This is a genomic window from Bradyrhizobium sp. CFUWI, assembly GCF_056429085.1.
Genome location: NZ_JBWJZE010000012.1, coordinates 17624 through 40152, shown reverse-complemented (window position 1 = coordinate 40152; position 22529 = coordinate 17624). Strand labels below are relative to the sequence as shown.

Genomic DNA, 22529 nt, shown 5'->3' with positions numbered 1-22529 from the left:
TTGCGTTCACGTCATGAGTCAGAACGACGCGATCAGCGGCAACAGGATCGTATCCGCGGTCTGCCTCTGACTCTCGTTCAGCGACACGTAGAGCCGCGTGAAGGCCAAGCGAGCCGATTTGATCGCCTCCAGACGCTCCGACAAATGCCGCTCGTAGTGCTCCAGGCGGTCGGAGCTTCCCAACCTGTCGTCCGTGGCGAGCATCTTGCGCGCTTCGAGCAGATGCTGCCGGCCCGACCGCAGGGCGTCTGCGACATTGCTCCAATCGGCGGCCTGCTTGTCACTGATCTGCAGCTCCGCTTTCAGAAAGGCAATGCGCCCTTCGAGCCGCTCTGTCACGTCCGCCGGGCCGCTCGTCGCACCGCCTCCGGCGGGCGAACTCATCTGGCCACGCATCATCTTCTCCATCATCTGCATCATGGGCATCATGCCGGAATTTTCCCGACAGCCGGCGCCCTGGCAGTCCCGCATCTGGCCTTGCGGCGGCATCTTCATCTTGTCGTCGTTCATTCGGCCGCCACTCATGTTCGGTTGCCCCACAGGTTCGCCGGTGTTCATCTTGCCGCTCGAATCCGAGGAAGCAGGCATCTTCGACATCTTGTCGTCATCCATCATCGCGATCTGACCAAAGCCGCCGGCGATTGCAGGCGACAGCCCAACCGGGGCCAGCAGGAGCACGGCGAAGGCGGCTGCTTTTACGAAGACATGTCTCGGATGGTTCATGGTCATTCTCCTGGTTTGATTTGGATGGTGATCTGATCGTCGAGGTCGACGATCGAGCGGTGTAGTGCGGCGCGGGTCAGGCGTCATAGACGCGAAGCGTCCGCGGCTCTTACGCGCGCAAACGCCACGCAGCTTGACGGTCTCTTCCGTTAAGATCAGCCCGGACCTCTTCATCCGCTCGCCTCCTCGCCGGTGAAGCGACTCCTGTCGACGTCTTTCGACCAGGTTCGGTAGTAGGCCACGATCGTCATGATCGAGAGGCCGGCGGCACCGACCAGCAGCTGGGCCCAAAATCCTTCGGATCCGGATTCGAGCACGAAATGGGCGACGAACGACAGAAAGAGGCCGACGCAGAACACCGACAACGACTGCTGACCACATCGGATCAAAGGCTGGAGCAACGGCGACCTGAGGCCTGGCCAGTCGATCGGAATGAGCGAAACGACGATGAACACCAGGCTCGCCAGATGTATGACGCGATAAGGTCCCAGATTGGTCTTGTCGTTCGGAATGAAGACGGCGGCGAGCGCTTCAGGGACGCGGTCCCGCAATTCCGGAATGTGCTCGGCCAGCGTCATCGCGAGCGCAAACATCAGGAAGCTGGCGCTCAAGGCAAGCAGCATGCGGGATGACAGCAGCCAGCGGCAGGCCGCCGCTCCTCCCAGGGCCAGCCAGGCCCCGAACACGAAGAGCAGCTGCCAGGCGAACGGATTGAAATACCAGACCCCAGCCGGATAGGCCGGCAGATTCCACTCGCAATGACGGGCCGCAAGATAGAGTCCGAGCGAGCCGATCATCACCGCGTTGCGCCAGCGCAGCATGAACCAGAGCACGACGGGAAACGCGGCCATCAGCACGATGTAGAGCGGCAGAACGTCGAGATTGAGCGGCTTGAACTTGAGGATCAGCCCCTGGGAGAGCGTCTCGACGGGAAAGTTCATCAACGGCGCGACGTTGAACTGATCCATCAGATGAAGATCGTCGAAGCTGTGCGCGATGTAGTGCACGGCCGTGAGATAGACCAGGAACAGCAGCAGGTGAGCGACATAGAGCTGCCACACCCGCCGCAGCAGCCGGGTTGCGCCGATCACGAAGCCGCGTTCCATCATCATCGAGCCGAACACCAAGGTCGCGGTGTATCCGGAGATCAGCACGAACAGATCGGCGCCATCGCTGAAGCCGTAGTTTCGCGTCGTGAACCAGGCGAGCGCCGTGTCCGGAATGTGTCCGAGGAAGATCAGCCAGTTCGCCAAACCGCGGAACAGATCGAGGCGTACATCGCGCCGCGTCTTGACCAGCACCGATCTGATCGTGATCGTCTCCCACAACAAGCGACGCAGAAGAAACGCTGCTCGTGACGGCCGGCCAGGCGCGTGGATAGTCTCGTCAGTCAAAGGCTCGTTCTCCATCTCCGCGGCCGACCTCTTTCGGATCGTGATCATGTCGCCGCTCGTTCGCGCCGGCACGCTAGGTTGCGTCATTGATGCGGGTTTGACGGACATCAAACTCGCTCGACGCGCCAGCCAAATCTTTTTGTAGCTCGATCGCGTAATGAATCGCGGCAGCTGTCGTCACCGACCGGAAGAGTCATCGGCCACGACATCTCTCATCCGGCTGGCGGCATGACCGACGACTTTGCCTGCGGCCCGCAATCCCGCGCTGCGCGCCGAATTTTTTCCTGTAAGAAGATCGACGTTTCTCGTCGCCTGCAGCAACGCGACGATCCACGCAACGGCCCACGCGAGTGCACGCGTCGACATTTGATCTTGCTCAACCTACACAATCACGCGGCGGGTTTGGCTGCAGCTCGATCGAGCCACCGGGACTTGATTGACACCGACTCGACGATATCAACAGGAGAAACCAGAATGAGTCACCGCAAGCTGATTGTCGCCGCCGCGATCATGTCGTTCGTCGCGCTGCCTGCCACGGCGCAGACGAGCAAGACCGGCGAAAAGAACGGCCATCACTATTCGGGCGGACCGAAGACCGAGACTCCGCACCACATGGGCAAGAAGGACACCGACGGCGCATCGGCCGGCGGATCCGGCGGCAGCCACCATTACGGCGGCGGACCGAAGAGCGAAGTCCCGCACCACGTGGGTCCGAAGAAGCAGCAATGACCATCGCGCGGCAATCTCGCGTCTTGCCGTGGCCATGACGCCGAAGCGAAACAGCGTCACAAAAGAATTCGCCCGGGAATGGCCATCCACTCCCGGGCGATTTCGTAGATGAAGAGTCGTAGAGTTTAGTTCGGCACCGTACCTTTCGGGGCGGGCTTCGCCGCAACCGCGTTCGCGGTGACGCCGTGCAGGAAGTCGTAGGCCGCATGCAGAGCCTTGTCGTCCTTCTCTTCCGGCGGGACGTAAGACTGCGATCCGGTCTGCTCGCCACCCTCGCCGGCCGAAAGATGTCCGCGCATCTGGGACTCGGCCATGGTATCCATGCGGCCCTTCAGCTCGGGCGGCACGTCCTGCAGGATCTCGATGTCGGGGGCGATGCCCTGGGCCTGGATCGAGCGGCCCGACGGCGTGTAATAGCGCGCCGTGGTCAGCGCCAGCGCGCCATTGCCGGAGCCGAGCGGAATGATCGTCTGCACCGAACCCTTTCCGAACGAGCGCGTACCGATGATCGTGGCACGCTTGTGGTCATGCAGCGCGCCGGCCACGATCTCCGAGGCCGAGGCCGAGCCGCCATTGACCAGCACCACCAGCGGCTTGCCCTTGGTGAGGTCGCCGCCATGGGCGGTGAAGCGTTGGGTCTCTTCGGGAGAGCGGCCACGGGTCGAAACGACCTCGCCGCGTTGCAGGAACGCGCTCGACACCGACACGGCCTGGTCGAGCAGTCCGCCCGGATTGTTGCGCAGGTCCACGACGTAGCCGGTGAGCTTCTCCGGCTGAACCTGTTTGGAGATCGACGCGATCGCCTTCTTCAGGCCGTCGGTGGTCTGCTCGTTGAACGAGGTGATGCGGATATAGCCGATGTCGCCGCTCTCGACGCGGAAGCGCACCGGGCGCACATGGATGATCTCGCGCGTGATCGCGACGTCGAGCGGCGCGTCCGCGCCCTTGCGCAGGATGGTGAGCTTGGTCTTGGTGTCGACCGGGCCCTTCATCTTGTTGACGGCCTGCTCGAGCGTCATGCCCTGCACGGCCTCGCCGTCGATCTTGCTGATGAGGTCACCTGACATCAGGCCGGCCTTCGAGGCGGGCGTATCGTCGATCGGCGAGACCACCTTGACGAGGCCGTCTTCCATCGTGACCTCGATGCCGAGGCCGCCGAACTCGCCGGAGGTGGTCTCCTGCATCTCGGTCCAGGCCTTCGCGTTCATGTAGCGCGAATGCGGATCGAGCGAGGTCACCATGCCGGTGATCGCGCCCTCGACCAGCTTGGCATTGTCGGGCTTCTCGACATAGCTCGCCTTCACGCGCTCGAACACTTCGCCGAACAGGTTGAGCTGGGAATAGGCATCATTCGCGTTCGCTGTCGCCCGCGCCGCCCATACGCCGCCTTGGGGACTGGCTACCAGAAGGGTGAGACACGCTCCGGTGAGCGTGCCCAGAGGGAACAGCAGGGATTTCCGCATGGATGGGCTGGCCTTTGTGCTTTGGCGGTTCGCTTTAGGCTTGTCTGTCGAGACCTGGGGAGGCGCCATGCAATTGGCGATCCAGCTCGTTTCTCACAATACCATTCTGGTTTCTTCAAGGCCGGGATGCCATGCCGACGGGTACGCCGTAGAAATCGTTTCGCCCGGACCTAAACTTTTGGCAACGTTGCAGGACTGGCCTGTCCGCAAGCGGAATCATGGGCCGGCCCGCGCCTCGCAGCCATGCAATTTTAGGATAGTTTTGCAGGGCTGGACGGGTTAGGCGATGACATAAGGGTTCAAATTCTCGGGAGGATAACAATGAACGAAGCACCCGGCATCCGGCCGGAACGGAACGTCGAACTCGGCGCCAGCAACGAGCCGTTCCAGAACCTGCACGAATTCATCCGGAAAGCGCGGGCCAACCTCAACCAGAACGCCTGGGACTACATCGTCGGCGCCGCCGAAACCGAGACCACGATGCGCCGCAACCGCATGGCCCTGGACGAAATCGCCTTTCGCCCGCGCGTTTTGCGCGACGTCCGCAGGGTGGACGGCTCGGTTCAGCATTTCGGCCGCAAGATGCGCCTTCCGGTGGTGCTCGCACCCGTCGGCGCGCTCGAAATCTTCGATCCGGATGGTGCGGCGAGCGTCGCGCGCGGTGCCGGCAGCTTCGGTGCGGCGCACATGCTGAGCTCGGTGTCCGAACCCGGCCTGGAGAGCACTGCCGAGGCCGCGCCCGATGCGCTCCGGCTCTACCAGCTCTATGTCCGCGGCGACGACGCCTTCGTCGCGGATGTCGTCAGCCGAAGCGAGAAGAACGGCTATGCCGCCTTCTGCCTGACCGTCGACACCGCCCATTACAGCCGTCGCGAACGTGACATCGCCAAGCGCTACGTTCGCGAGAGCCGCCTGCGCGCCACCGGCGGCGATTTCCAGAAGGGCCTGGAGTGGCGGACCGTGAAGATGATCAAGGACAGGTTCAAGATCCCGCTGATCCTGAAGGGCATCGCCACCGCCGAGGACGCCCTGATCGCGGTCGATCACGGCGTCGAATGGATCTACGTCTCCAATCATGGCGGCCGCCAGCTCGACCATGGCCGCGGTGCCATGCATGTGCTGCCCGAGATCGTCGAGGCCGTGAAGGGCCGCGCCAAGATCATGGTCGACGGCGGCATCTGTCGCGGCACCGACATCGTCAAGGCGATCGCGGCAGGCGCAGATCTCGTCGGCATCGGCCGGCTGCAATGCTGGGCGCTGGCGGCCGCCGGCGAAGCCGGCATCGCGCGGATGCTGGAGCTGCTGGAAGACGAGGTGCTGCGCTGCCTCGGCCTGTTGGGTGCCACATCGTTTGCCGAGATCGACAAATCCTGCCTGCATCCGGCGGCCGCCACCAACGCGCCGAGCGTGTTCAGCGCGTTCCCGCTGTTCGACCACGAGCCTTATCGGTACTAACCTTACGGATTCCTGCCGACATTGAAGTGAAAAGGACGCAATGACATCGCTCTCTCCCGGCAGCGCGGATGCGCTTCTGTTCGATCTCGGGCGCGTGGTGCTCGACATCGACTTCTCCAAGGCGATCGCCTGTTGGGCGGGACATGCCGGCTGCCAGCCCGAAAGCCTCCTAGCGCGCTATGTGCGCGACGAGGCCTACCGGCTGCACGAGGTCGGCAAGATCAGCGACGCGGATTATTTCGCCTCCTTGCGCGCTTCGCTGGGAATCGGCATTTCGGACGCCCAGTTCCTGGAGGGCTGGAATGCGATCTTCGCCGGCGAGATGCCCGATATCGCCGAGCTGTTACCGCGTGCGGCAAAGCAGATGCCGCTCTACGCCTTCTCCAACACCAATCGGCCGCATGTCGACTATTTCTCGAAGGAATATGCCGATCTGCTCGGCCATTTCCGCGAGCTGTACCTGTCGTCCAGCATCGGCCTGCGCAAACCGGATGCCGACGCCTTCGACCATGTCGTCGCGGCGATCGGTGTGCCGGCCGAGCGCATCGTGTTCTTCGACGATCTCGAAGAGAATATCGAGGGAGCACGGGCGCGTGGCTTGACGGCCGTGCATGTGACGTCGCCCCGCGACGTCGGCAACGCCTTGAAGGCATTGGGGATCTAAGGTTGCGCTGCCTCCCCGGCGGTCGGCAGCCGGCCCGCGTCCGGCGCTAAATTTGCAGGAAGTGTGGAACCTGATCACTTTGTGCATTTTTATACGGAGTTCCCGGAACGGAATACCCCTCTTCGGACTCATCAGTCCGTTGGGATTTCTACATCGGACTGATCCACGTGCTGGGCAAAACCTACCTCACCAAGCAAGCCTCTCTCCTGCTTGAATTCGCAAGAAACACCTCGGATTCCGAGCTTTCCGCCAAGCTGATCAGCAAGGCTGCGGACCTGAAATCGCAGGCCGATCCGCTCCCCGACAAGGACCAAGGCCCCAAACCGCCCGACGTCGCATGGAACGTCAGCCCGGACGGGCCGACCGGGAGTTGACCGATTCCGGCGTGGCGCTCGTGCCTTGCCATGGCCATCTTCCATCCCGGTCTGTCTCGCATTCCGGATCATGCGCTTGGCGGACCTGCGCTTGCTCCTCCGCCACGGAGATCACGCAGGATAGATCAGCTGCGTGCTGCTTTGCCTTGCGCCTGCAGTCAGCTAGAACTCTCGCCGCCCATTGACCGATGTGCCGAGCAGGAGTTTCGCCCGTGGCCCTGATGCCGGTTTCCGACGCCCTTGCTGCGGTGCTGGCAGGTGCAGAGCCGCTGCCTGAACAGATGGTTTCGCTCGACGAAGCCTATCACCGCGTGCTCGCGCATGACCTCGCGGCACGGCGCACGCAGCCCCCGCAAGCGATGTCGGCGATGGACGGCTATGCGGTGCGCGCGGCCGATGCGGCAACGATCGATTCCCGGCTGACGGTGATCGGCGAGGTCGCGGCCGGCCGTCCCTTCGCCCGAACGGTCGGCGCGGGGGAAGCGGTGCGGATCTTCACCGGCGGCGTCGTCCCTGATGGTGCGGACGCGGTCGTGATCCAGGAGGACACCGTCACAGATGGCAACAGCGTCACCATCAAGGAAGCCGCGATCACCGGACGGCACATCCGCCCGGCCGGCGTCGATTTCCGCGAGGGTGACGTGCTCCTGCGCAAGGGAACCCGCCTGACGGAGCGCGATCTCGCGCTCGCGGCGGCGATGAATCACCCGCACCTCGCCGTCTGCCGCCGTCCCAAGGTTGCGATCCTTGCCACCGGCGACGAACTGGTGAGGCCGGGCACCGCCCCCGGGCACGGCCAGATCGTCTATTCCAACGGCTACGCCCTGCACGCGCTCGCCCGCAGCGAGGGCGCCGAGACCATCGACCTCGGGGTGGCCGCCGACACGCTGGAGGCCACCTCCGCCGGGATCCGCCGCGCCCGCGAAAGCGGGGCTGACATCCTGGTCACGACCGGCGGCGCGTCGGTCGGCGACCATGACCTGGTCCAGCAGGCGCTGCTGGGCGAAGGCATCTCGATGGCGTTCTGGAAGATCGCGATACGCCCCGGCAAGCCGATGATGCACGGACGGCTCGGCGCGATGCGCGTAATCGGCCTGCCCGGCAATCCCGTGTCGTCCTATGTGTGCGCGTTCCTGTTCATGGTGCCGCTGATTCGTGCCCTGTCGGGCCGTTCAGTGATTCATCATCGCCGCGAGCGCGCCGTGCTGGGTCGCGACCTCGGTGCCAACGACCAGCGCGAGGATTATCTGCGCGCGCGCCTGGAGCTGCGCGACGATGGTACGCAAGTCGCCATTCCCGTCAGCCATCAGGATTCCTCTCTGCTTGCAAATCTTGCTGCGGCACAGGTACTTCTCGTGCGCGCACCGTTCGCGGCGAAGGCCGAGGCCGGTGGCCCCTGCGAGGTGCTGCGGCTCCCCGTCTGAGTCCACGGCCACACGCATTCCGCGAGTTTGCCGCCGTTCACGGTAAATTAAGCAGTTGCGGAACATGTATCGAACATATAGTGTCCGTTCATGATTTGTTTCGAGCATGTAGCGGCTTATCGCTGAACTCATCGTCTCGGAATCGAACGACATCAACCGGGGGACTTTGGTCGAGATGTTAACGCGCAAACAATACGAGCTTCTGAGGTTCATCAGCGAACGTTTGAAGGAAAGCGGCGTGCCGCCCTCCTTCGACGAGATGAAGGATGCGCTCGACCTGCGCTCGAAGTCGGGCATCCACCGCCTCATCACCGCGCTCGAGGAGCGTGGCTTCATCCGCCGCCTGCCTAACCGCGCACGCGCCATCGAAGTGATCAAGCTGCCGGAGCTGCAGGCTGCCGCCGGCGCCCGGCGCGGCTTCACGCCGAGCGTCATCGAGGGCAATCTCGGCAAGATCCGCGCGAGCTCCAGCCCGTCCATGGACGAGGGCGAGCGGCCCGTTGCAGTCCCCGTGATGGGCCGTATCGCGGCCGGCACGCCGATCGAGGCGTTGCAGACCCGCAGCCACACCATCAGCGTGCCGCCCGACATGCTCGGCGCGGGCGAGCACTACGCACTCGAGGTGCGCGGCGATTCCATGGTCGAAGCCGGTATCCTCGACGGCGACATGGCGCTGATCCAGCGCAACGAGAGCGCCGATACCGGCGACATCGTGGTGGCGCTGATCGACGACGAGGAGGCCACGCTCAAGCGCTTCCGCCGCCGCGGCGCCTCGATCGCACTCGAGCCCGCCAATGCCGCTTATGAGGTGCGCATCCTGCCGCCGAACCGGGTGAAGATTCAGGGCAAGCTGATCGGGCTTTATCGGAAGTACTGATTCCGGAAGGACTCGGTCCGAGATATATTTTGGCGTCTGCGTGCGCCCTTCGGTCGGCATCGCCGATCAAAGATTGGAGCGGATGAATGTCCGCTCCACGAAGCAACATCGCTTCACGGCCGTTCGCGTTCGAGAGGACAGCCGAGCGCCAGATCGTTTGGTGCAGCCGTCGCGACGCTGATCGCGGCATCGGCACGCACGCCGCCGTTGCCGCGTAATCGCATCACAATCTCCGCAACAACACGGCAGTGAACGGGCAAGTCCGCAACGCCCGCAATACAAGCGTGGAGGTATCGCAATCGAGCTGGCGACACTTGGCAGTCGTAGACGCGCGCCGGCGAAATGCACGGGACCCGGCTTTGTTCCTATCGACTTCGGGAAAGTTAATGTGATCGCGCCTCGCGAATCGCAGCCGCAGATTCGCCTATAACCGAGCAGAGCGTTGCATACTTCTACTTCGAGGCCTGCGCCTCCAAGGAGAGGTGCGGGTCGCTATCTTCGCATGAGGAGCACCCGATGTGTGACTATAGCCTGCATGCTATCGCGACGCGCCCCGCTGAAGTCGGCGAGACGATCGTCACGACAACCTTCCGCGGCACCTCGACACGCGGCTTCGCCTCCGAAGCCGATCTCTCCGTTGCGGTCTGCCTGCTGCCGGGGACGGAGCTCGCCTTCGCCGACAACGTCCGTTACGACAACCGCTGGATCTGGACGCGCACCGTCAACTCCCGCGTCGGCAAGTTCGGCAAGATCGATCCGCACGTTCCCGATCGCCATCACGACGCGATCGAATTTCCGGACGGCAAGTACGTGCTGGTGACTCAGCTGGTCGAAGGCCAGCGCGCAACCGTGCTGCAGCTGCCGGTGACGCAGCCGGTCGGCGAGCGCGAGCAGAAGCCGCAGATCATCGCCGACAGTCGGTCGCCGGTCAGGCGCCTGCCGATCGGCTGATAGAAGCTCAGTCCTCGGCCTGAAGATCGGCCTCCGACGGCGTTGCGTCGCGAACGCGTGGAGCTGCCGACCGTGGCATGAGGGTCATGTCAGAATCTCCCTCGCCGGCTGCCGCCGGCGACCAGGGGCGGCTTGCACCCCTCGCCTTCACCGCCTGAACCGCAAATCCATCGCCATGCCGTGTCAGCGCCAGCGCGCCCTGACGAGCGAGCCGCTGCCGATCCACCACCATCGCCGCGCAATCGGGCGGCGCTGGCCGTGACGTCACCACCAGCGCGGCGCGGCTGCAATCGTCCGCCAGCGCGTCGATGCGCAAGGCCAGCGCGACCAGGCGTCCATCGGCGAGCGGAGTCACGCAACCGGCCTCGTCGCACGACACGCCCTCGGCCAGCGCACTGCTGCCGGCATTGCGCGGATCGGCGTCGGCCGCCAGCCACTCCTTCAGCAGGAAACTGTCCTTCGCCCTGATCAGGTGCAGACGCCCGTCCCCGCCCCGCACCGCGACGCTGGCGCCGTCGCCGGCAATCAGGACATCAGGCTGCCGTACCGACAGGCCAAAGGCGATGGAAGCCAGCAGCACCACGGCACCGCACCACCGCAAGGGCGTGCGCAACAATCCCATCACGATGATGCCGAGGCTCGCGGCGATCAGCGGCGCGATGCCGAACGCCGGGATGCGGCCGACCGCGCCCGGCAGTGCCGCCACCCAGCGCGAGACCGCGACCATCCAGTCGATGCCCAGTCCCATCAGCCACCAGAACACGCTATCGAGCCCGAAGGGCGCGGCCAGCAATCCCAATAGCCCCGCCGGCATCACCAGCGCCGAGACCACCGGCATCGCACCGAGATTGGCGAGCACGCCATAGGGCGTGACGCGATGGAAGTGGAAGGCGGCGTAGGGCGTGGTCGCGAGCCCCGCGATCAGCGAGGCCAGGAACAGCATCGCGATCTCGCGGCCGCCCCACAGCGCGACGCGTGCCGTCGCCGAATGATCGGGCGAGGCCAGCAGGTTCGGCATGCCGATCTGAACCAGCGCCACCAGCCCGAGCGTTGCCGCAAACGACATCTGGAAGCTCGGATGCACCAGCGCCTCCGGCGCAACCGCAAGCACGATCAGCGCCGCCACCGCCAGCGTGCGGAAAGTGATGGCGCGGCGATCGACCATCACCGCGATCAGCACCACCGCCGTCATGAAGAACGATCGTTGCGTTGCGACCTCGGCGCCCGAGAGCAACAGATAGAACGCGGCGGCCACCAATGCTGCGGCCGCCGACCATTTCTTGATGGCGAAGCCGACGGCCAGGCCCGGGATCAACGCCAGCAGCGCGCGCACCGCGAAGAAGACCACGCCCGCGACCACCGCCATGTGATAGCCGGAGATCGAGAGAACGTGTCCGAGCCCCGAGATGAACATCGCGTCGTTGACGGGCGCGGAGATCGCATCGCGCCGCCCGGTGAGCAGCGCGGTCGCGATCGCGCGGTTGTCGCCCTCGAGCGTTGCGCGGATGCGGGCGTCGATCGCATCGCGCAGGCCTTGCATGAAGGCGGCGTAGCGCAGCCGCAGGCCGCCGGCGTCCGGCGGCACTGACGCCGTGATCGCGCCCATCACGAAGCCGGACGCGCCGATACCCTGAAAGAACATGTCGCGCGAGAAGTCGTAGCTTCCCGGGCGCACCGGCGAGAGCGGCGGCATCAGCCGCGCCTTCAATTGAACGAAGCTGCCGACCTCGGGCGCAGTGCCCTTGCGCACCGACAGGCGCACGCGATCGAGCCTGACGTCGCTGCGCTGCGCCTCCATCGCGGTGACGCGCAGCACGAAGCGATCGGTGCGCTCCCGGATGTCGCGCGTCTCGACGAAGCCTGACAGCGACACCGAATAGAGCGGCTTGGCCAGCACGGTATGGGCGATGCGCGCCGTCTTCCAGGTCGCCCCGGCAAAGCCGGAAGCGACCGCCGCGATCATGATCGCCGGCGCGAACAGCCGGCTCCGCCGCAGCAGGATCGCGCCGAGCAACAGCGCGGCCGCCGTCGTCGCGACAACCCACAGCACCGGTTCATGATCGGCGGCGAAATAGAGTGCGATGCCGCCGCCAAAGGCGACCGGCACCCACGGCAGCAGGCGCCCGGGACCGGCCTCGGCGCGGGCCCATCCGCGGAGCGTTTCGACGATCGCGGGCCAGATGCCAAAACCCGCCGGCGCAAAGCCGCCAGCGGCTGCGGCGCGGCCAACCGGCCACGTCCCGGCAATACCCTGGGACCGTGCTGGCCGGCCCGGCTCCGCCATTCCCCTGCACCTTACGCGACGCGATGGGCGCCAAGGCTACCGGAACGTGCGGGCGGGCGAATAGCGGTACAGATCAGGAACGCAAGAAGGCGCCCCTACTTTTCCTCTTCCATCGTCACGGCCACCGACGCCTTGGCGGACAGCCGCACCTTGTTGCCCTCGACGTCGGCAACGAGGCCCTTGTCGATGAAATGATGATGGCCCTTGTGGCTGCCCTCACCGCTGTCCTTCCTGGTCAGCTTGATGCGGTTGCCTTCGACCTTGTCGACCGTGCCGACATGGACGCCGCCGGCGCCGATGACTTCCATATGCTCTGCGATGTCTTGCATGGCGGGTTCCTTGTTGGACCCACGCCAACGCAGCGAGAGAACTCGGGTTCTTATCCTGCTGTCATTCCGGGGCGCGCCACTTGGCGCGAGCCCGGAATCCATAACCACGAGCTGGGGTTATGGATTCCGGGCCTGGCCCTTCGGGCCATCCCGGAATGACAAAACTACGAAGATTGCGCCAATCAGATCAGCGGAGCCTGCGACGAGGCGTGGTGATTGACGATCTTCCACTCGCCGTCCTCGCGGATGATGACCCAGCTCATCTTGACGATGAGATCGTCCCGCTCGCCGGCGAGATCGAACGAGATGGTCGCGGCCATGTTGATCAGGTCCGGGCCGACCTGCGCTGCGTTCACGTCGGAGAACACGGCGCTCGGCTGGCGCCAGCGCGGCAGGCCGTTGAAATATTCGGTAACGCCATCCCGGCCCCGGTAGAGCTTCGGATTGGAGCCGAAGAAGAACGCGTTCTTCGAATAGAGCGACGAGAGCGCGGCAGCGTCGAGCGTCGCGAAGCCGGCGCACCATTTCGCGATAATGACGGAAACGATGTCGTCGGCCTCCGTGCTCATGGTGCCTCAGCCCTTCGCGACTTCCTTTGCGAAGGTATCGCGCAGGCCGATGGTGCGCGAGAACACCGGCTTGCCCGGCGTCGAGTCCTTGTCGCGCACGAAATAGCCCTGGCGCTCGAACTGCATCGGCTCGGTCGAATTGCTCTCGGCCACAGCTGCCTCGACTCGTGCGTCCGACAGGATATCCAGCGAGTTCGGATTGAGATCAGGCGCGAAGTTCGAGGCGTCCGGGCTCGGATTGGCGAACAGCTGGTTGTAGATGCGGATTTCCGCAGGCTTCGACGTCGCGGCCGGCAGCCAGTGCATCGTCGCCTTGACCTTGCGGCCGTCGGGCGCGTTGCCGCCCCTGGTTGCGGGGTCATAGGTGCAGCGCAGCTCCACCACCTCGCCCTTGTCGTTCTTGATCACGCCGGTGCATTTGACGAAATAGGCGTAGCGCAGCCGCACCTCGTTGCCCGGCGACAGGCGGAAGAACTTCTTCGGCGGGTTCTCCATGAAGTCGTCCTGCTCGATATAGAGCTCGCGGCCGAACGTGATCTTGCGGGTCCCCGCCGAGGGATCATCCGGGTGATTGATCGCCTCGAGCTCCTCGGTCTGCCCTTCCGGGTAATTCTCGATCACGACCTTGAGCGGCTTCAAGACCGCCATGCGGCGCTGCGCGGTGCGGTTCAGCTCCTCGCGAATGCAGAACTCCAGCATGCCGACATCGACGACGCTGTTGGCCTTGGCAACGCCGATGCGCTTGACGAATTCGCGCAAGGCGGCCGGCGGCACGCCGCGGCGGCGCATCCCCGCCATGGTCGGCATGCGCGGATCGTCCCAGCCCGCGACATGGCCGTCGCGGACGAGCTGCGTCAGCACGCGCTTGGACAGCAGCGTGTAGGTGAGGTTCAGGCGCGCAAACTCGTACTGATGCGGCTTGGACGGCACCGGCAGCTTCTCGATGAACCAGTCGTAGAGCGGCCGGTGGTCCTCGAACTCCAGCGTGCAGATCGAGTGCGTGATGCCTTCGATCGCGTCCGACTGGCCGTGCGCATAATCGTAGCTCGGATAGATGCTCCATTTCGTGCCGGTGCGCGGATGGTGGGCGTGCAGGATGCGGTACAGCACGGGATCGCGCAGGTTGATGTTGCCGGCGGCCATGTCGATCTTGGCCCGCAGCACGCGCGCGCCGTTCGGGAATTCGCCGGCCTTCATGCGGCGGAACAGGTCGAGGTTCTCCTCCACGCTGCGGTCGCGGAACGGCGAGTTCTTGCCCGGCTCGGTCAGCGTGCCGCGGGAGACGCGGATCTCCTCCTGGGTCTGGTCGTCGACATAGGCGAGCCCGTCGCGGATCAGCTGCTCGGCCCATTCGTACAGGCGGTCGAAATAGTCGGAGGCGAAGAACAAATTCTTGCCCCAGTCGAAGCCGAGCCAGCGCACGTCGGCCTGGATGGAATCGATGTATTCCTGCTCTTCCTTGACCGGATTGGTGTCGTCGAAGCGCAAATGGCAGCGGCCCGGAAACTCCTGGGCGATGCCGAAGTTGAGTGCGATCGACTTGGCGTGGCCGATATGCAGGTAGCCGTTCGGCTCCGGCGGGAACCGGGTCACGATCTCCCTGTACTTGCCCTGGTCGAGGTCGGCCTGGATGATGTCACGAATGAAATCGCGCCCAACCTCAGCTGCCACCGGTTCTGTCATTACGAAAATCCTGTCGGGAAATCAGCGGTCCTTCTGCCAAATTCGGGAGGCTGAGCCAAGAGCTTAAGCGGGCCCGGCAGGTCCGCCGTCGGGCTTTAGTTATGCGCCGGTCCTGCTATACACCACCGCTTCCAATGCATAGGCCCTGCCAAGAATGACCGATTCCGTCGTCACCCGCTTCGCCCCCTCGCCGACCGGCTTCCTCCATATCGGGGGCGCCCGCACGGCGCTGTTCAATTGGCTCTATGCGAAGAAGCACGGCGGCAAGATGCTGCTGCGGATCGAGGACACCGACCGCGAGCGCTCCACCGAGGCCGCGATCGGTGCCATCCTCGACGGTCTCAAATGGCTCGAGCTCGGCTGGGACGGCGAGGTCATCTACCAGTTCGCCCGCGCCGCGCGTCACCGCGAGGTCGCCGAGCAGCTGCTCGCCGACGGCAAGGCCTATCGCTGTTACGCCAGTGCCGAGGAGCTCGCCGCCATGCGCGAGAAGGCGCGCGCCGAGGGGCGCACCCGCCTCTATGACGGCATGTGGCGCGACCGCGATCCCGCGACCGCCCCTGGCGACGTCAAGCCGACCATCCGCCTGCGCGCGCCGCAGACCGGCGAGACCGTGATCGAGGATCAGGTTCAAGGCCGCGTGGTCTGGCAAAACGAGAACCTCGACGACCTTGTCCTGCTGCGCGGCGATGGCAACCCGACCTACATGCTCGCCGTGGTGGTCGACGACCACGACATGGCCGTCACCCATGTGATCCGCGGCGACGACCATCTGATCAACGCCGCCCGCCAGAAGCAGATCTACGATGCGATGGGCTGGGCGCTGCCGAGCATGTCCCACATTCCCCTGATCCACGGCCCGGACGGCTCGAAGCTGTCGAAGCGCCACGGCGCGCTTGGGGTCGATGCCTACCGCGCCATGGGATACCTGCCGGCGGCGCTGCGCAATTACCTCGTCCGGCTCGGCTGGAGCCATGGCGACCAGGAGATCTTCTCGACCGAGGAGATGATCGCAGCCTTCGATCTCACCAGTGTCGGCCGCGCCGCCGCACGCTTCGATTTCGCCAAGCTGGAAAACCTCAACGGCCACTACATCCGCCACGCCGACGATCAATCACTCGTGAAGATGTTCGAGGACGTGCTCGACCACGTGCCGGGACGGGGCGAGCTCAAGGCCAAGTTGAACGACACCACGCGCGCGCAGCTCGCCAAGGCGATGCCGGCCCTGAAGGAGCGCGCCAAGACGTTGATCGAGCTGATCGACGGCGCCTATTTCATCTTCGCCGACCGGCCGCTGGAGCTCGATCCCAAGGCGCAGGCCCTGCTCACACCGGAAAACCGCAGGCTGATCGGCCAGCTTCATTCCGCGCTGGAGAAAGTCGAGACGTGGAGCGGCGCCACCACAGAGGCCGCACTGCGCGCCTTTGCCGAGGAAAATAGTCTCAAGCTCGGCGCGGTCGCCCAGCCCCTGCGGGCGGCGCTGACCGGACGGACCACCTCGCCTGGTATATTTGAGGTTTTGGACGTCCTGGGACGCCAGGAAAGCCTTGGCCGGCTCAAGGATCAGGCTACGACGTAAGTCGACCATGCGTGCGGCGATCTTGCAGCGCACATAGCAATAATATACCCATCTGCCCCGTACCTTCTGGAACATCCGGCCTGCCCCCAGGATCTGCCTCGGGGCCTCCGGCTCCGGCCCGTTTCACCATACATCGGGGACCTCTGATGGACGCAAAACCAAGCCCAAAGACCGCTACGCTGACGGTCGGAAACAAGAATTACGATCTCCCGATCCACAGCGGCAGCGTCGGGCCTGACGTCATCGATATCGGCAAGCTTTACGGCCAGTCCGGCCTGTTCACCTACGATCCGGGCTTCACCTCCACCGCGAGCTGCCAGTCCAAGATCACCTATATCGACGGCGACGCGGGCGTGCTGGAATACCGCGGCTATCCGATCGAGCAGCTGGCCGAGAACGGTGACTTCCTCGAGACCTGCTATCTCCTGCTCTACGGGAACCTGCCGACCGCCGCGCAGAAGAAGGATTTCGACGACCGCGTGATCCATCACACGATGGTGCACGAGCAGATGGCCCGCTTCTTCCAGGGCTTCCGCCGCGACGCTCATCCGATGGCGATCATGGTGGCCGCAGTCGGGGCGCTCGCCGCGTTCTATCACGATAGCACCGACATCAACGATCCGAAGCAGCGCATGATCGCATCCATGCGCATGATTGCGAAGATCCCGACCCTGGCGGCGATGGCCTACAAGTACACGATCGGCCAGCCCTTCGTGTATCCGAAGAACTCGCTGAAGTTCGCCGAGAACTTCCTGCACATGTGCTTCGCCGTGCCGTGCGAGGAGTACAAGATCAACCCGGTGCTCGCCGACGCGCTGGACAAGATCTTCATCCTGCACGCCGACCACGAGCAGAACGCCTCGACCTCGACGGTACGCATCGCCGGCTCGTCGGGCGCCAACCCGTTCGCCTGCATCGCCGCCGGCATCGCCTGCCTCTGGGGTCCGGCGCATGGCGGCGCCAACGAAGCCGCGCTGGCGATGCTCGCCGAGATCGGCACCGTGGACAAGATTCCCGAATTCATCGCCAAGGTGAAGGACAAGAACTCCGAAGTCCGCCTGATGGGATTCGGTCACCGCGTCTACAAGAACTACGATCCGCGCGCCAAGCTCATGCAGAAGATGTGTCACGCCGTGCTCAAGGAGACCGGCCATGGCGATGATCCGATGCTGAAGGTGGCGATGGAGCTCGAGAAGATCGCGCTCAGCGACCAGTACTTCATCGACCGCAAGCTCTACCCGAACGTCGACTTCTATTCGGGCATCACGCTGAAGGCGATGGGCTTCCCGGTCTCGATGTTCACCGTGCTGTTCGCGGTCGCCCGCACCGTCGGCTGGATCAGCCAGTGGAGCGAGATGATCGAGGACCCGCAGCAGAAGATCGGTCGTCCCCGCCAGCTCTACACCGGCGTCACCAAGCGCGACTACGTCGCGATGAAGGATCGCAAGTAAGTCTTGAGCCAATACGGCTATCGAAACGGCGCCATCGCAAGATGGCGCCGTTTTCGTTTGTGCAGGTGCCGTAGGGTGGGCAAAGCGCAGCGTGCCCACCACCTCTCTGCGACAGGTACGAAATCGTGGGCACGCTTCGCTTTGCCTACCCTACGAGACCCGTACCGCTCCGATCTTGCTGCCGCGCACAACAACAAGTCCGTGCGCCGCGCCGCCCAACGCTTGACAGTCGAACTGCCCCGCGCGCATTCTTACACTAAGTAAGAATGACGACAGGGATGGAAATGCCGGAGCAGCCGAGAAGTCGGCGGCAGACCCGCGCTGCCATTTTGACCCATCTGCTTCAGTCGGGCGGCTCGTTCCGTCCGCCTCTGGCCAAGGCCGTGCGCCTGTCGGAAGCGAGCCTGTCGCGCATCCTGTTCGACCTGAAGGCCGAAGGCTTGATCGAGGAGGTGCGGCGCCCTGCTCCCTACGTCGGCGGCCCGACCGGCCTCGTGTCGCTCGATGCCTCGGTCGCCGTCGCAGCCTTCGAGCTGACCGCTCAGCATCTCAGCGTCGGCGTCGGCGGCCTGTCGGGCGAACTGCACTACACCGAGCGGGTGAAGCTGCCGAAGACGCCGACCGCCGAGAGCGTCGGCCAGGCGTTTCGCGAAGCCATGACATTGCTGCGCGACTGGACGCGGCGGCGCCGGATCACCCTCTCCCAGATCGGCGTCTCCATTCCAGGCCTCGGCCGTCTCAGCATATCGGCCAACCCGATCATTCCCTGCGATGTCGGGCGCGTCGGCGGGATGTTCGACGAGATGTTCGCCGGCGTGCCGCTCGAGATCACCAATTCGGTGGTCGCCCACGCCACCTTTCACCGCTGCCGCACAGAGAATTATCCATTCAGCGACACACATCTGTTCGTGCTCGTCAGCCACGGCGTTGCCGGCGCCTGGATGGATGATCCGGCGAAGGCCGATGCGCTGCAAGCGATCGAGCTCGGCCACATGGTCTTCGAGCCTGAGGGCCCGCGCTGCCGCTGCGGACATCATGGCTGCGTCGAGGCCTATGCGTCGATTCCGGCCCTCGCCGAGCTTCTCGGCGTTGCCGAAGCCGAGTTGCTTCAACTCGGCAACGAATGGGTGAACACGATCCCGATCTCATCGCGCGTGCGGCAGGAGCTGCGCCGGCGGCTGTTCCGGCTCGGCCTTGCCATCGGCAACACGCTGAACGTGAAACCGTGCGGCGGCGTTGCGATCAGCGGCTGGCCGTCGCTTCTCGCCGCAGACGATCGCAATGCCGTGGTCGAAGGGATCGATGCCTGCCTGCTGGGCGGACGTAAACTGGCGCAGGTGTCGATCGCCTTCGTGCCGCCGTCGACCGGCAACGATCCGCAGGCCGCGCTCGCCTTCGCCGGCTTTTGTCTCGCCAGCCGTGGCGGCATGCCCGCCAGCTCGACGGAGGCGGCCTGACATGCGCTGAACCTGCACGCCCCACACGCGCCGAAACTTTCACACCGGGAGGAACTGCCATGCCGATCACCACAACAAGGCGCCGTCTGCTCGCTGGCTCCGTCGCTACGCTCGCACTACCGGCCTTTGCCCGCGCGCAGGGCGCGGTCAAGCCGCGCCTGACCGCGATCTCGCAATGGTCCGCGGGCAGCGACGGCGCGGCCATCACGGCGCTCGGCAAGAAGTTCGAGGAGAAGGGAGGCGTCTGGCAGCATTCGCCCGTCCCCGGCTTCACCACCGAAATGATGAACAAGTTGCGCGCTCAGATCATGGCCGGCGATCCGCCGGCCTGCTCGCAGCTCAAGGGGCCCGAGATTGCGGCCTGGTCGAAAATAGCCCCGACTGTCGATCTCGACGCCGTCGTCGCCGCCGCCGGTTACGAGAAGGTCGTCGCGCCTGACCTTGCGAAATTACACAAGCCGGGCGGCAAATGGATCGCACTGCCGCTTCAGATCTACAGCACCAACATGCTGTTCCTGTCCAAGCGTGCCATGGACAAGGCCAAGGCCGACAAGGTCCCGGTCACCTGGGCAGACTTCAACGACCTTGCTGAAAAGATGAAAGCCGGCGGCGTCGCCCATCCCATCGCCAACGGCGGGACCCGCCCGGATGACGGGCAGAAATTCGAGGCCGCTCTCGCCGGCATCAGCCCCCTCGCCTACCGCGCCGCCATCATGAATCTCGAGAAGAAGGCTCTGGAGGGTCCCGAGATCAAGGCTGCGTTCGCGCAGGTGCGCAAGATCGCCGATTGGATGGACCCCAACGTCGGCGCCCAGCACTTCTCGACCAATCTGAAGCGCTTCATCGACGGCGACATGGGCATGATGATCATGGGCGGCTGGGCCCAGGGCGTGTTGCGCAATGCCGGCTTCAAGCTCGAGGACTTCATGATTGCGCCAGGACCCAGCGACAACGGCAAGCCGGTCTTCCTCCTGAATGCCGATGCCTTCATCTTCTGGCAGCGCAAGGAGGCTGACCTGCAAGCCGGCCAGACGCTGATGGCCCAGCTCGTCATGGATCCGGCGATCCAGACGATGTATTCGCAGATCACGGGATCGATCCCCGTACGCACCGATGTCGATCTGTCCGGCGAAGGCTGGTCGGAGGGTCAACGAACGACCGCAAAGGCTCTGAAGGAGGCGATCGCCAGCAACCAGGCGGTGCTCAGCATGGCGCACAACATGGCGCAGGAAAACGGCATGACCGCCGCAATGATCGACGTGATCACGGAGTACGTGAAGAACAAGACGATCAAGCCCGAGCAGGCGGCGATCCGCCTCGCCGAGGCCGTCGAGGGCGCACGTTGAGCAATGCCGCCGCGATAAGACCGGGCCGGCCGGCGCTTCCTGAATGGGTGCGCCGGCTGCCCGAATATTTGATGATCTGGGTGCCGCTGCTGCTGTCCGCAGCGCACCTCGTCTCGTTCTCGCTGTGGACGATCTGGATCTCGTTCACGCCCTCCACGCTCGTTCCGGTCTCGGGCTGGTTGGGCTTGCGCAACTACACGGCCGTCCTGGCATCGCGGAACTGGCAGATCGCCTTCGACAATTTGCTGCTATTCGGCAGCGCATTCGTCGTGTTGAGCGCGGCGACCGGCCTCGTTCTTGCGATCCTGCTCGATCAGCGTATTCGCGGCGAGAACGTGCTGCGATCGATCTTCCTCTATCCCCTCGCAGTGTCGTTCGTCGTCACCGGCACGGTCTGGAGCTGGCTGCTCAATCCTGGCCTCGGGATTCAGAAGCTGGTCCACGATCTCGGCTGGACCTCCTTCAAGTTCGACTGGCTGATCGACCGCGACATGGCGATCTGGACCATCGTCATCGCTGCGATCTGGCAGTCCTCGGGCTTTGCCATGGCTCTGTTTCTTGCCGGCCTGCGCTCCGTCGATGCCGACATCATCAAGGCCGCGCAGATCGACGGCGCCGGACCGGTCCGGATCTACCGGCGCATCATTCTGCCCTCGCTCTGGCCGATCACCATCACCGTCGTCGTGATCCAGCTGCAGTTCGCGATTTCGACGTTCGACCTCGTCCGCGCCCTGACCAACGGCGGGCCGGGAATTGCGACCCAGCTGCCCGCTCTGGTCGTCTACGACCTGATGTTCCAGCGCAGCCTGCTCGGCCGCGGCGCGGCGGCGGCAGTGCTGATGCTGCTCATTCTTCTCGCGGTGCTCGTGCCCTATGCGGCGTGGCGGTACATCCAGCGGCGGCGGGCCCTCCATGCGTGATCGCAGCTTCAAACCGAGCCGGATCTGGATCTATCTCGTCGTCTCACTGATCGCCGCGGCCTGGCTGGCGCCGCTGGCGGTCGTCGTTCTGAACTCACTGCGGACGAACGAGGAGATCGCGCAGGGGTCGATGATCGGCTGGCCGCAACATCTGGCCTGGAGCAACTACGCCGCCGCCTGGAGCGGCTTCTGCGTGGCCGAGACCTGCGCCGGCATCCGGCCCTATATGCTGAACTCCGCGCTGGTGACGATTCCCGCGACGATCTTCTCCACTTTGCTCGGCGCCATCGCCGGCTACGCAGTGTCGCTCTGGCGCTTTCGCGGCGACAACTGGATCTACGGGATCGTGACCCTCGGCCTTTTCCTGCCTCAGCAGATGCGCCTTCTTCCCTGGACCATCGTGCTGCGCGACGTCGGTCTCATCAACACGCTGGCCGGCCTCGTGCTGATCCACACCATCCAGGGGCTCTCTTTCACCACGCTGTTCTGCCGCAACTATTATGTCGCTATTCCCCATGAATTGATCAGGGCGGCGCGGATCGACGGCGCTGGTTTCTTCCGCATCTTCTGGCGCATCATCCTGCCGCTCTCCGGGCCGATCCTGATCGTCACGGTGATCTGGCAGTTCACGCATATCTGGAACGAATTCCTCTATGGCGTGACCTTCACGACCGGCCAGCAGCAGCCCGTCACGGCGGCTCTGATCGCGCTCTCCGCCGCGGTCGCCGATATCCCGCAGCATGGCGTGCAGAGCGCGGCGGTGATCATCGCCGCGCTGCCGACGCTGTTGATCTACCTTCTCGGCGGCAAGTACTTCGTCCGCGGCCTGACTGCCGGGGCCGTGAAATGATGGAGTT

General features: G+C 64.5%; 21 protein-coding genes. 14 read left to right on the top strand and 7 right to left on the bottom strand.

Going from position 1 to position 22529, the window contains the following annotated elements; genetic code table 11:
• Nucleotides 1-18 precede the first annotated feature (18 nt).
• Nucleotides 19-897 carry a Spy/CpxP family protein refolding chaperone gene (locus AC066S_RS24670; protein ID WP_478270843.1) on the bottom strand — a complete coding sequence of 293 codons (879 nt, stop codon included), beginning with the start codon at nucleotides 895-897 and terminating at the stop codon, nucleotides 19-21.
• Nucleotides 894-2117 carry an OpgC domain-containing protein gene (locus AC066S_RS24665; protein WP_245481386.1) on the bottom strand — a complete coding sequence of 408 codons (1224 nt, stop codon included), beginning with the start codon at nucleotides 2115-2117 and terminating at the stop codon, nucleotides 894-896. The genes AC066S_RS24670 and AC066S_RS24665 overlap by 4 nt, the downstream gene beginning before the upstream one ends.
• Between AC066S_RS24665 and AC066S_RS24660 the strand changes: the two genes are divergently transcribed.
• Both AC066S_RS24660 and AC066S_RS24655 read left to right on the top strand, forming a co-directional pair.
• Nucleotides 2014-2262: a hypothetical protein gene (locus AC066S_RS24660; protein WP_164718558.1), complete on the top strand. Its 249-nt coding sequence runs from the start codon at nucleotides 2014-2016 to the stop codon at nucleotides 2260-2262. The genes AC066S_RS24665 and AC066S_RS24660 overlap by 104 nt on opposite strands.
• 83 nt (nucleotides 2263-2345) lie before the next feature.
• The gene (locus AC066S_RS24655) at nucleotides 2346-2846 is read left to right on the top strand and encodes a hypothetical protein (RefSeq protein WP_478270842.1); all 501 of its coding nucleotides are present in this window, start codon (nucleotides 2346-2348) and stop codon (nucleotides 2844-2846) included.
• Between the two features lie 125 nt (nucleotides 2847-2971).
• On the opposite strand, the gene AC066S_RS24650 is transcribed toward AC066S_RS24655, so the two are convergent.
• Entirely contained in the window at nucleotides 2972-4309 is a 1338-nt protein-coding gene (locus AC066S_RS24650) for a S41 family peptidase (RefSeq protein WP_126257430.1), read from the bottom strand.
• 321 nt (nucleotides 4310-4630) lie between these two features.
• Here AC066S_RS24650 and AC066S_RS24645 point away from each other — a divergent pair, with 321 nt between their 5' ends.
• The 6 genes from AC066S_RS24645 (at nucleotide 4631) to AC066S_RS24620 (ending at nucleotide 10054) form a co-directional block, all read left to right on the top strand.
• A complete protein-coding gene (locus AC066S_RS24645; RefSeq protein ID WP_478270841.1) occupies nucleotides 4631-5764 on the top strand; it encodes an alpha-hydroxy acid oxidase in 1134 nt (377 codons plus the stop codon).
• A gap of 40 nt (nucleotides 5765-5804) precedes the next feature.
• Nucleotides 5805-6428 (top strand): HAD family hydrolase, encoded by a 624-nt coding sequence (locus AC066S_RS24640; RefSeq protein ID WP_126257428.1) that lies wholly within the window; start codon nucleotides 5805-5807, stop codon nucleotides 6426-6428.
• A 167-nt stretch (nucleotides 6429-6595) separates the two neighbouring features.
• Entirely contained in the window at nucleotides 6596-6802 is a 207-nt protein-coding gene (locus tag AC066S_RS24635) for a hypothetical protein (protein WP_135164457.1), read from the top strand.
• A gap of 212 nt (nucleotides 6803-7014) precedes the next feature.
• Nucleotides 7015-8226: a molybdopterin molybdotransferase MoeA gene (locus tag AC066S_RS24630; RefSeq protein WP_478270840.1), complete on the top strand. Its 1212-nt coding sequence runs from the start codon at nucleotides 7015-7017 to the stop codon at nucleotides 8224-8226.
• Between the two features lie 175 nt (nucleotides 8227-8401).
• Nucleotides 8402-9103 (top strand): transcriptional repressor LexA, encoded by a 702-nt coding sequence (gene lexA, locus AC066S_RS24625; RefSeq protein WP_135170910.1) that lies wholly within the window; start codon nucleotides 8402-8404, stop codon nucleotides 9101-9103.
• A gap of 516 nt (nucleotides 9104-9619) precedes the next feature.
• Complete coding sequence (locus tag AC066S_RS24620; protein ID WP_164718573.1) at nucleotides 9620-10054, top strand: hypothetical protein; 435 nt, start codon at nucleotides 9620-9622, stop codon at nucleotides 10052-10054.
• Nucleotides 10055-10061: 7 nt separating this feature from the next.
• On the opposite strand, the gene AC066S_RS24615 is transcribed toward AC066S_RS24620, so the two are convergent.
• The 4 genes from AC066S_RS24615 to AC066S_RS24600 form a co-directional block, all read right to left on the bottom strand.
• Nucleotides 10062-12338, bottom strand: coding sequence for a ComEC/Rec2 family competence protein (locus AC066S_RS24615; RefSeq protein WP_478270839.1), 2277 nt, complete (start codon nucleotides 12336-12338; stop codon nucleotides 10062-10064).
• A 95-nt stretch (nucleotides 12339-12433) separates the two neighbouring features.
• On the bottom strand, nucleotides 12434-12667 hold the full coding sequence (locus AC066S_RS24610) for a DUF2171 domain-containing protein (protein ID WP_126257394.1): 234 nt from the start codon (nucleotides 12665-12667) through the stop codon (nucleotides 12434-12436).
• Nucleotides 12668-12849: 182 nt separating this feature from the next.
• Nucleotides 12850-13236: a YybH family protein gene (locus tag AC066S_RS24605; RefSeq protein WP_478270838.1), complete on the bottom strand. Its 387-nt coding sequence runs from the start codon at nucleotides 13234-13236 to the stop codon at nucleotides 12850-12852.
• 6 nt (nucleotides 13237-13242) lie between these two features.
• Entirely contained in the window at nucleotides 13243-14919 is a 1677-nt protein-coding gene (locus AC066S_RS24600) for a glutamine--tRNA ligase/YqeY domain fusion protein (RefSeq protein WP_478270837.1), read from the bottom strand.
• 154 nt (nucleotides 14920-15073) lie between these two features.
• Between AC066S_RS24600 and gltX the strand changes: the two genes are divergently transcribed.
• The 6 genes from gltX to AC066S_RS24570 all read left to right on the top strand — a co-directional run bounded on the left by gltX (nucleotide 15074) and on the right by AC066S_RS24570 (nucleotide 22522).
• Complete coding sequence (gene gltX, locus AC066S_RS24595; protein WP_478270836.1) at nucleotides 15074-16498, top strand: glutamate--tRNA ligase; 1425 nt, start codon at nucleotides 15074-15076, stop codon at nucleotides 16496-16498.
• A gap of 146 nt (nucleotides 16499-16644) precedes the next feature.
• Nucleotides 16645-17949 carry a citrate synthase gene (gltA, locus tag AC066S_RS24590; protein WP_126257390.1) on the top strand — a complete coding sequence of 435 codons (1305 nt, stop codon included), beginning with the start codon at nucleotides 16645-16647 and terminating at the stop codon, nucleotides 17947-17949.
• A gap of 278 nt (nucleotides 17950-18227) precedes the next feature.
• A complete protein-coding gene (locus AC066S_RS24585; RefSeq protein WP_205680482.1) occupies nucleotides 18228-19406 on the top strand; it encodes an ROK family transcriptional regulator in 1179 nt (392 codons plus the stop codon).
• A 59-nt stretch (nucleotides 19407-19465) separates the two neighbouring features.
• Nucleotides 19466-20752, top strand: a complete 1287-nt coding sequence (locus tag AC066S_RS24580; protein ID WP_135170905.1) for an ABC transporter substrate-binding protein — start codon at nucleotides 19466-19468, stop codon at nucleotides 20750-20752.
• On the top strand, nucleotides 20749-21672 hold the full coding sequence (locus AC066S_RS24575; RefSeq protein WP_164718569.1) for a carbohydrate ABC transporter permease: 924 nt from the start codon (nucleotides 20749-20751) through the stop codon (nucleotides 21670-21672). Before AC066S_RS24580 ends, AC066S_RS24575 begins: the two co-directional genes overlap by 4 nt.
• Entirely contained in the window at nucleotides 21665-22522 is an 858-nt protein-coding gene (locus AC066S_RS24570) for a carbohydrate ABC transporter permease (protein WP_164718568.1), read from the top strand. The genes AC066S_RS24575 and AC066S_RS24570 overlap by 8 nt, the downstream gene beginning before the upstream one ends.
• Nucleotides 22523-22529: the final 7 nt, after the last annotated feature.

What these genes read in the sequence shown, in the direction of transcription:
- AC066S_RS24670 (WP_478270843.1), bottom strand. Translation starts at nt 897, where the DNA reads ATGAAGAGGTCCGGGCTGATCTTAACGGAAGAGACCGTCAAGCTGCGT.
- AC066S_RS24655 (WP_478270842.1), top strand. Translation starts at nt 2,346, where the DNA reads ATGACCGACGACTTTGCCTGCGGCCCGCAATCCCGCGCTGCGCGCCGA.
- AC066S_RS24650 (WP_126257430.1), bottom strand. Translation starts at nt 4,309, where the DNA reads ATGCGGAAATCCCTGCTGTTCCCTCTGGGCACGCTCACCGGAGCGTGT.
- AC066S_RS24645 (WP_478270841.1), top strand. Translation starts at nt 4,631, where the DNA reads ATGAACGAAGCACCCGGCATCCGGCCGGAACGGAACGTCGAACTCGGC.
- AC066S_RS24640 (WP_126257428.1), top strand. Translation starts at nt 5,805, where the DNA reads ATGACATCGCTCTCTCCCGGCAGCGCGGATGCGCTTCTGTTCGATCTC.
- lexA (WP_135170910.1), top strand. Translation starts at nt 8,402, where the DNA reads ATGTTAACGCGCAAACAATACGAGCTTCTGAGGTTCATCAGCGAACGT.
- AC066S_RS24620 (WP_164718573.1), top strand. Translation starts at nt 9,620, where the DNA reads ATGTGTGACTATAGCCTGCATGCTATCGCGACGCGCCCCGCTGAAGTC.
- AC066S_RS24615 (WP_478270839.1), bottom strand. Translation starts at nt 12,338, where the DNA reads ATGGCGGAGCCGGGCCGGCCAGCACGGTCCCAGGGTATTGCCGGGACG.
- AC066S_RS24610 (WP_126257394.1), bottom strand. Translation starts at nt 12,667, where the DNA reads ATGCAAGACATCGCAGAGCATATGGAAGTCATCGGCGCCGGCGGCGTC.
- AC066S_RS24605 (WP_478270838.1), bottom strand. Translation starts at nt 13,236, where the DNA reads ATGAGCACGGAGGCCGACGACATCGTTTCCGTCATTATCGCGAAATGG.
- AC066S_RS24600 (WP_478270837.1), bottom strand. Translation starts at nt 14,919, where the DNA reads ATGACAGAACCGGTGGCAGCTGAGGTTGGGCGCGATTTCATTCGTGAC.
- gltX (WP_478270836.1), top strand. Translation starts at nt 15,074, where the DNA reads ATGACCGATTCCGTCGTCACCCGCTTCGCCCCCTCGCCGACCGGCTTC.
- gltA (WP_126257390.1), top strand. Translation starts at nt 16,645, where the DNA reads ATGGACGCAAAACCAAGCCCAAAGACCGCTACGCTGACGGTCGGAAAC.
- AC066S_RS24585 (WP_205680482.1), top strand. Translation starts at nt 18,228, where the DNA reads ATGGAAATGCCGGAGCAGCCGAGAAGTCGGCGGCAGACCCGCGCTGCC.
- AC066S_RS24580 (WP_135170905.1), top strand. Translation starts at nt 19,466, where the DNA reads ATGCCGATCACCACAACAAGGCGCCGTCTGCTCGCTGGCTCCGTCGCT.
- AC066S_RS24570 (WP_164718568.1), top strand. Translation starts at nt 21,665, where the DNA reads ATGCGTGATCGCAGCTTCAAACCGAGCCGGATCTGGATCTATCTCGTC.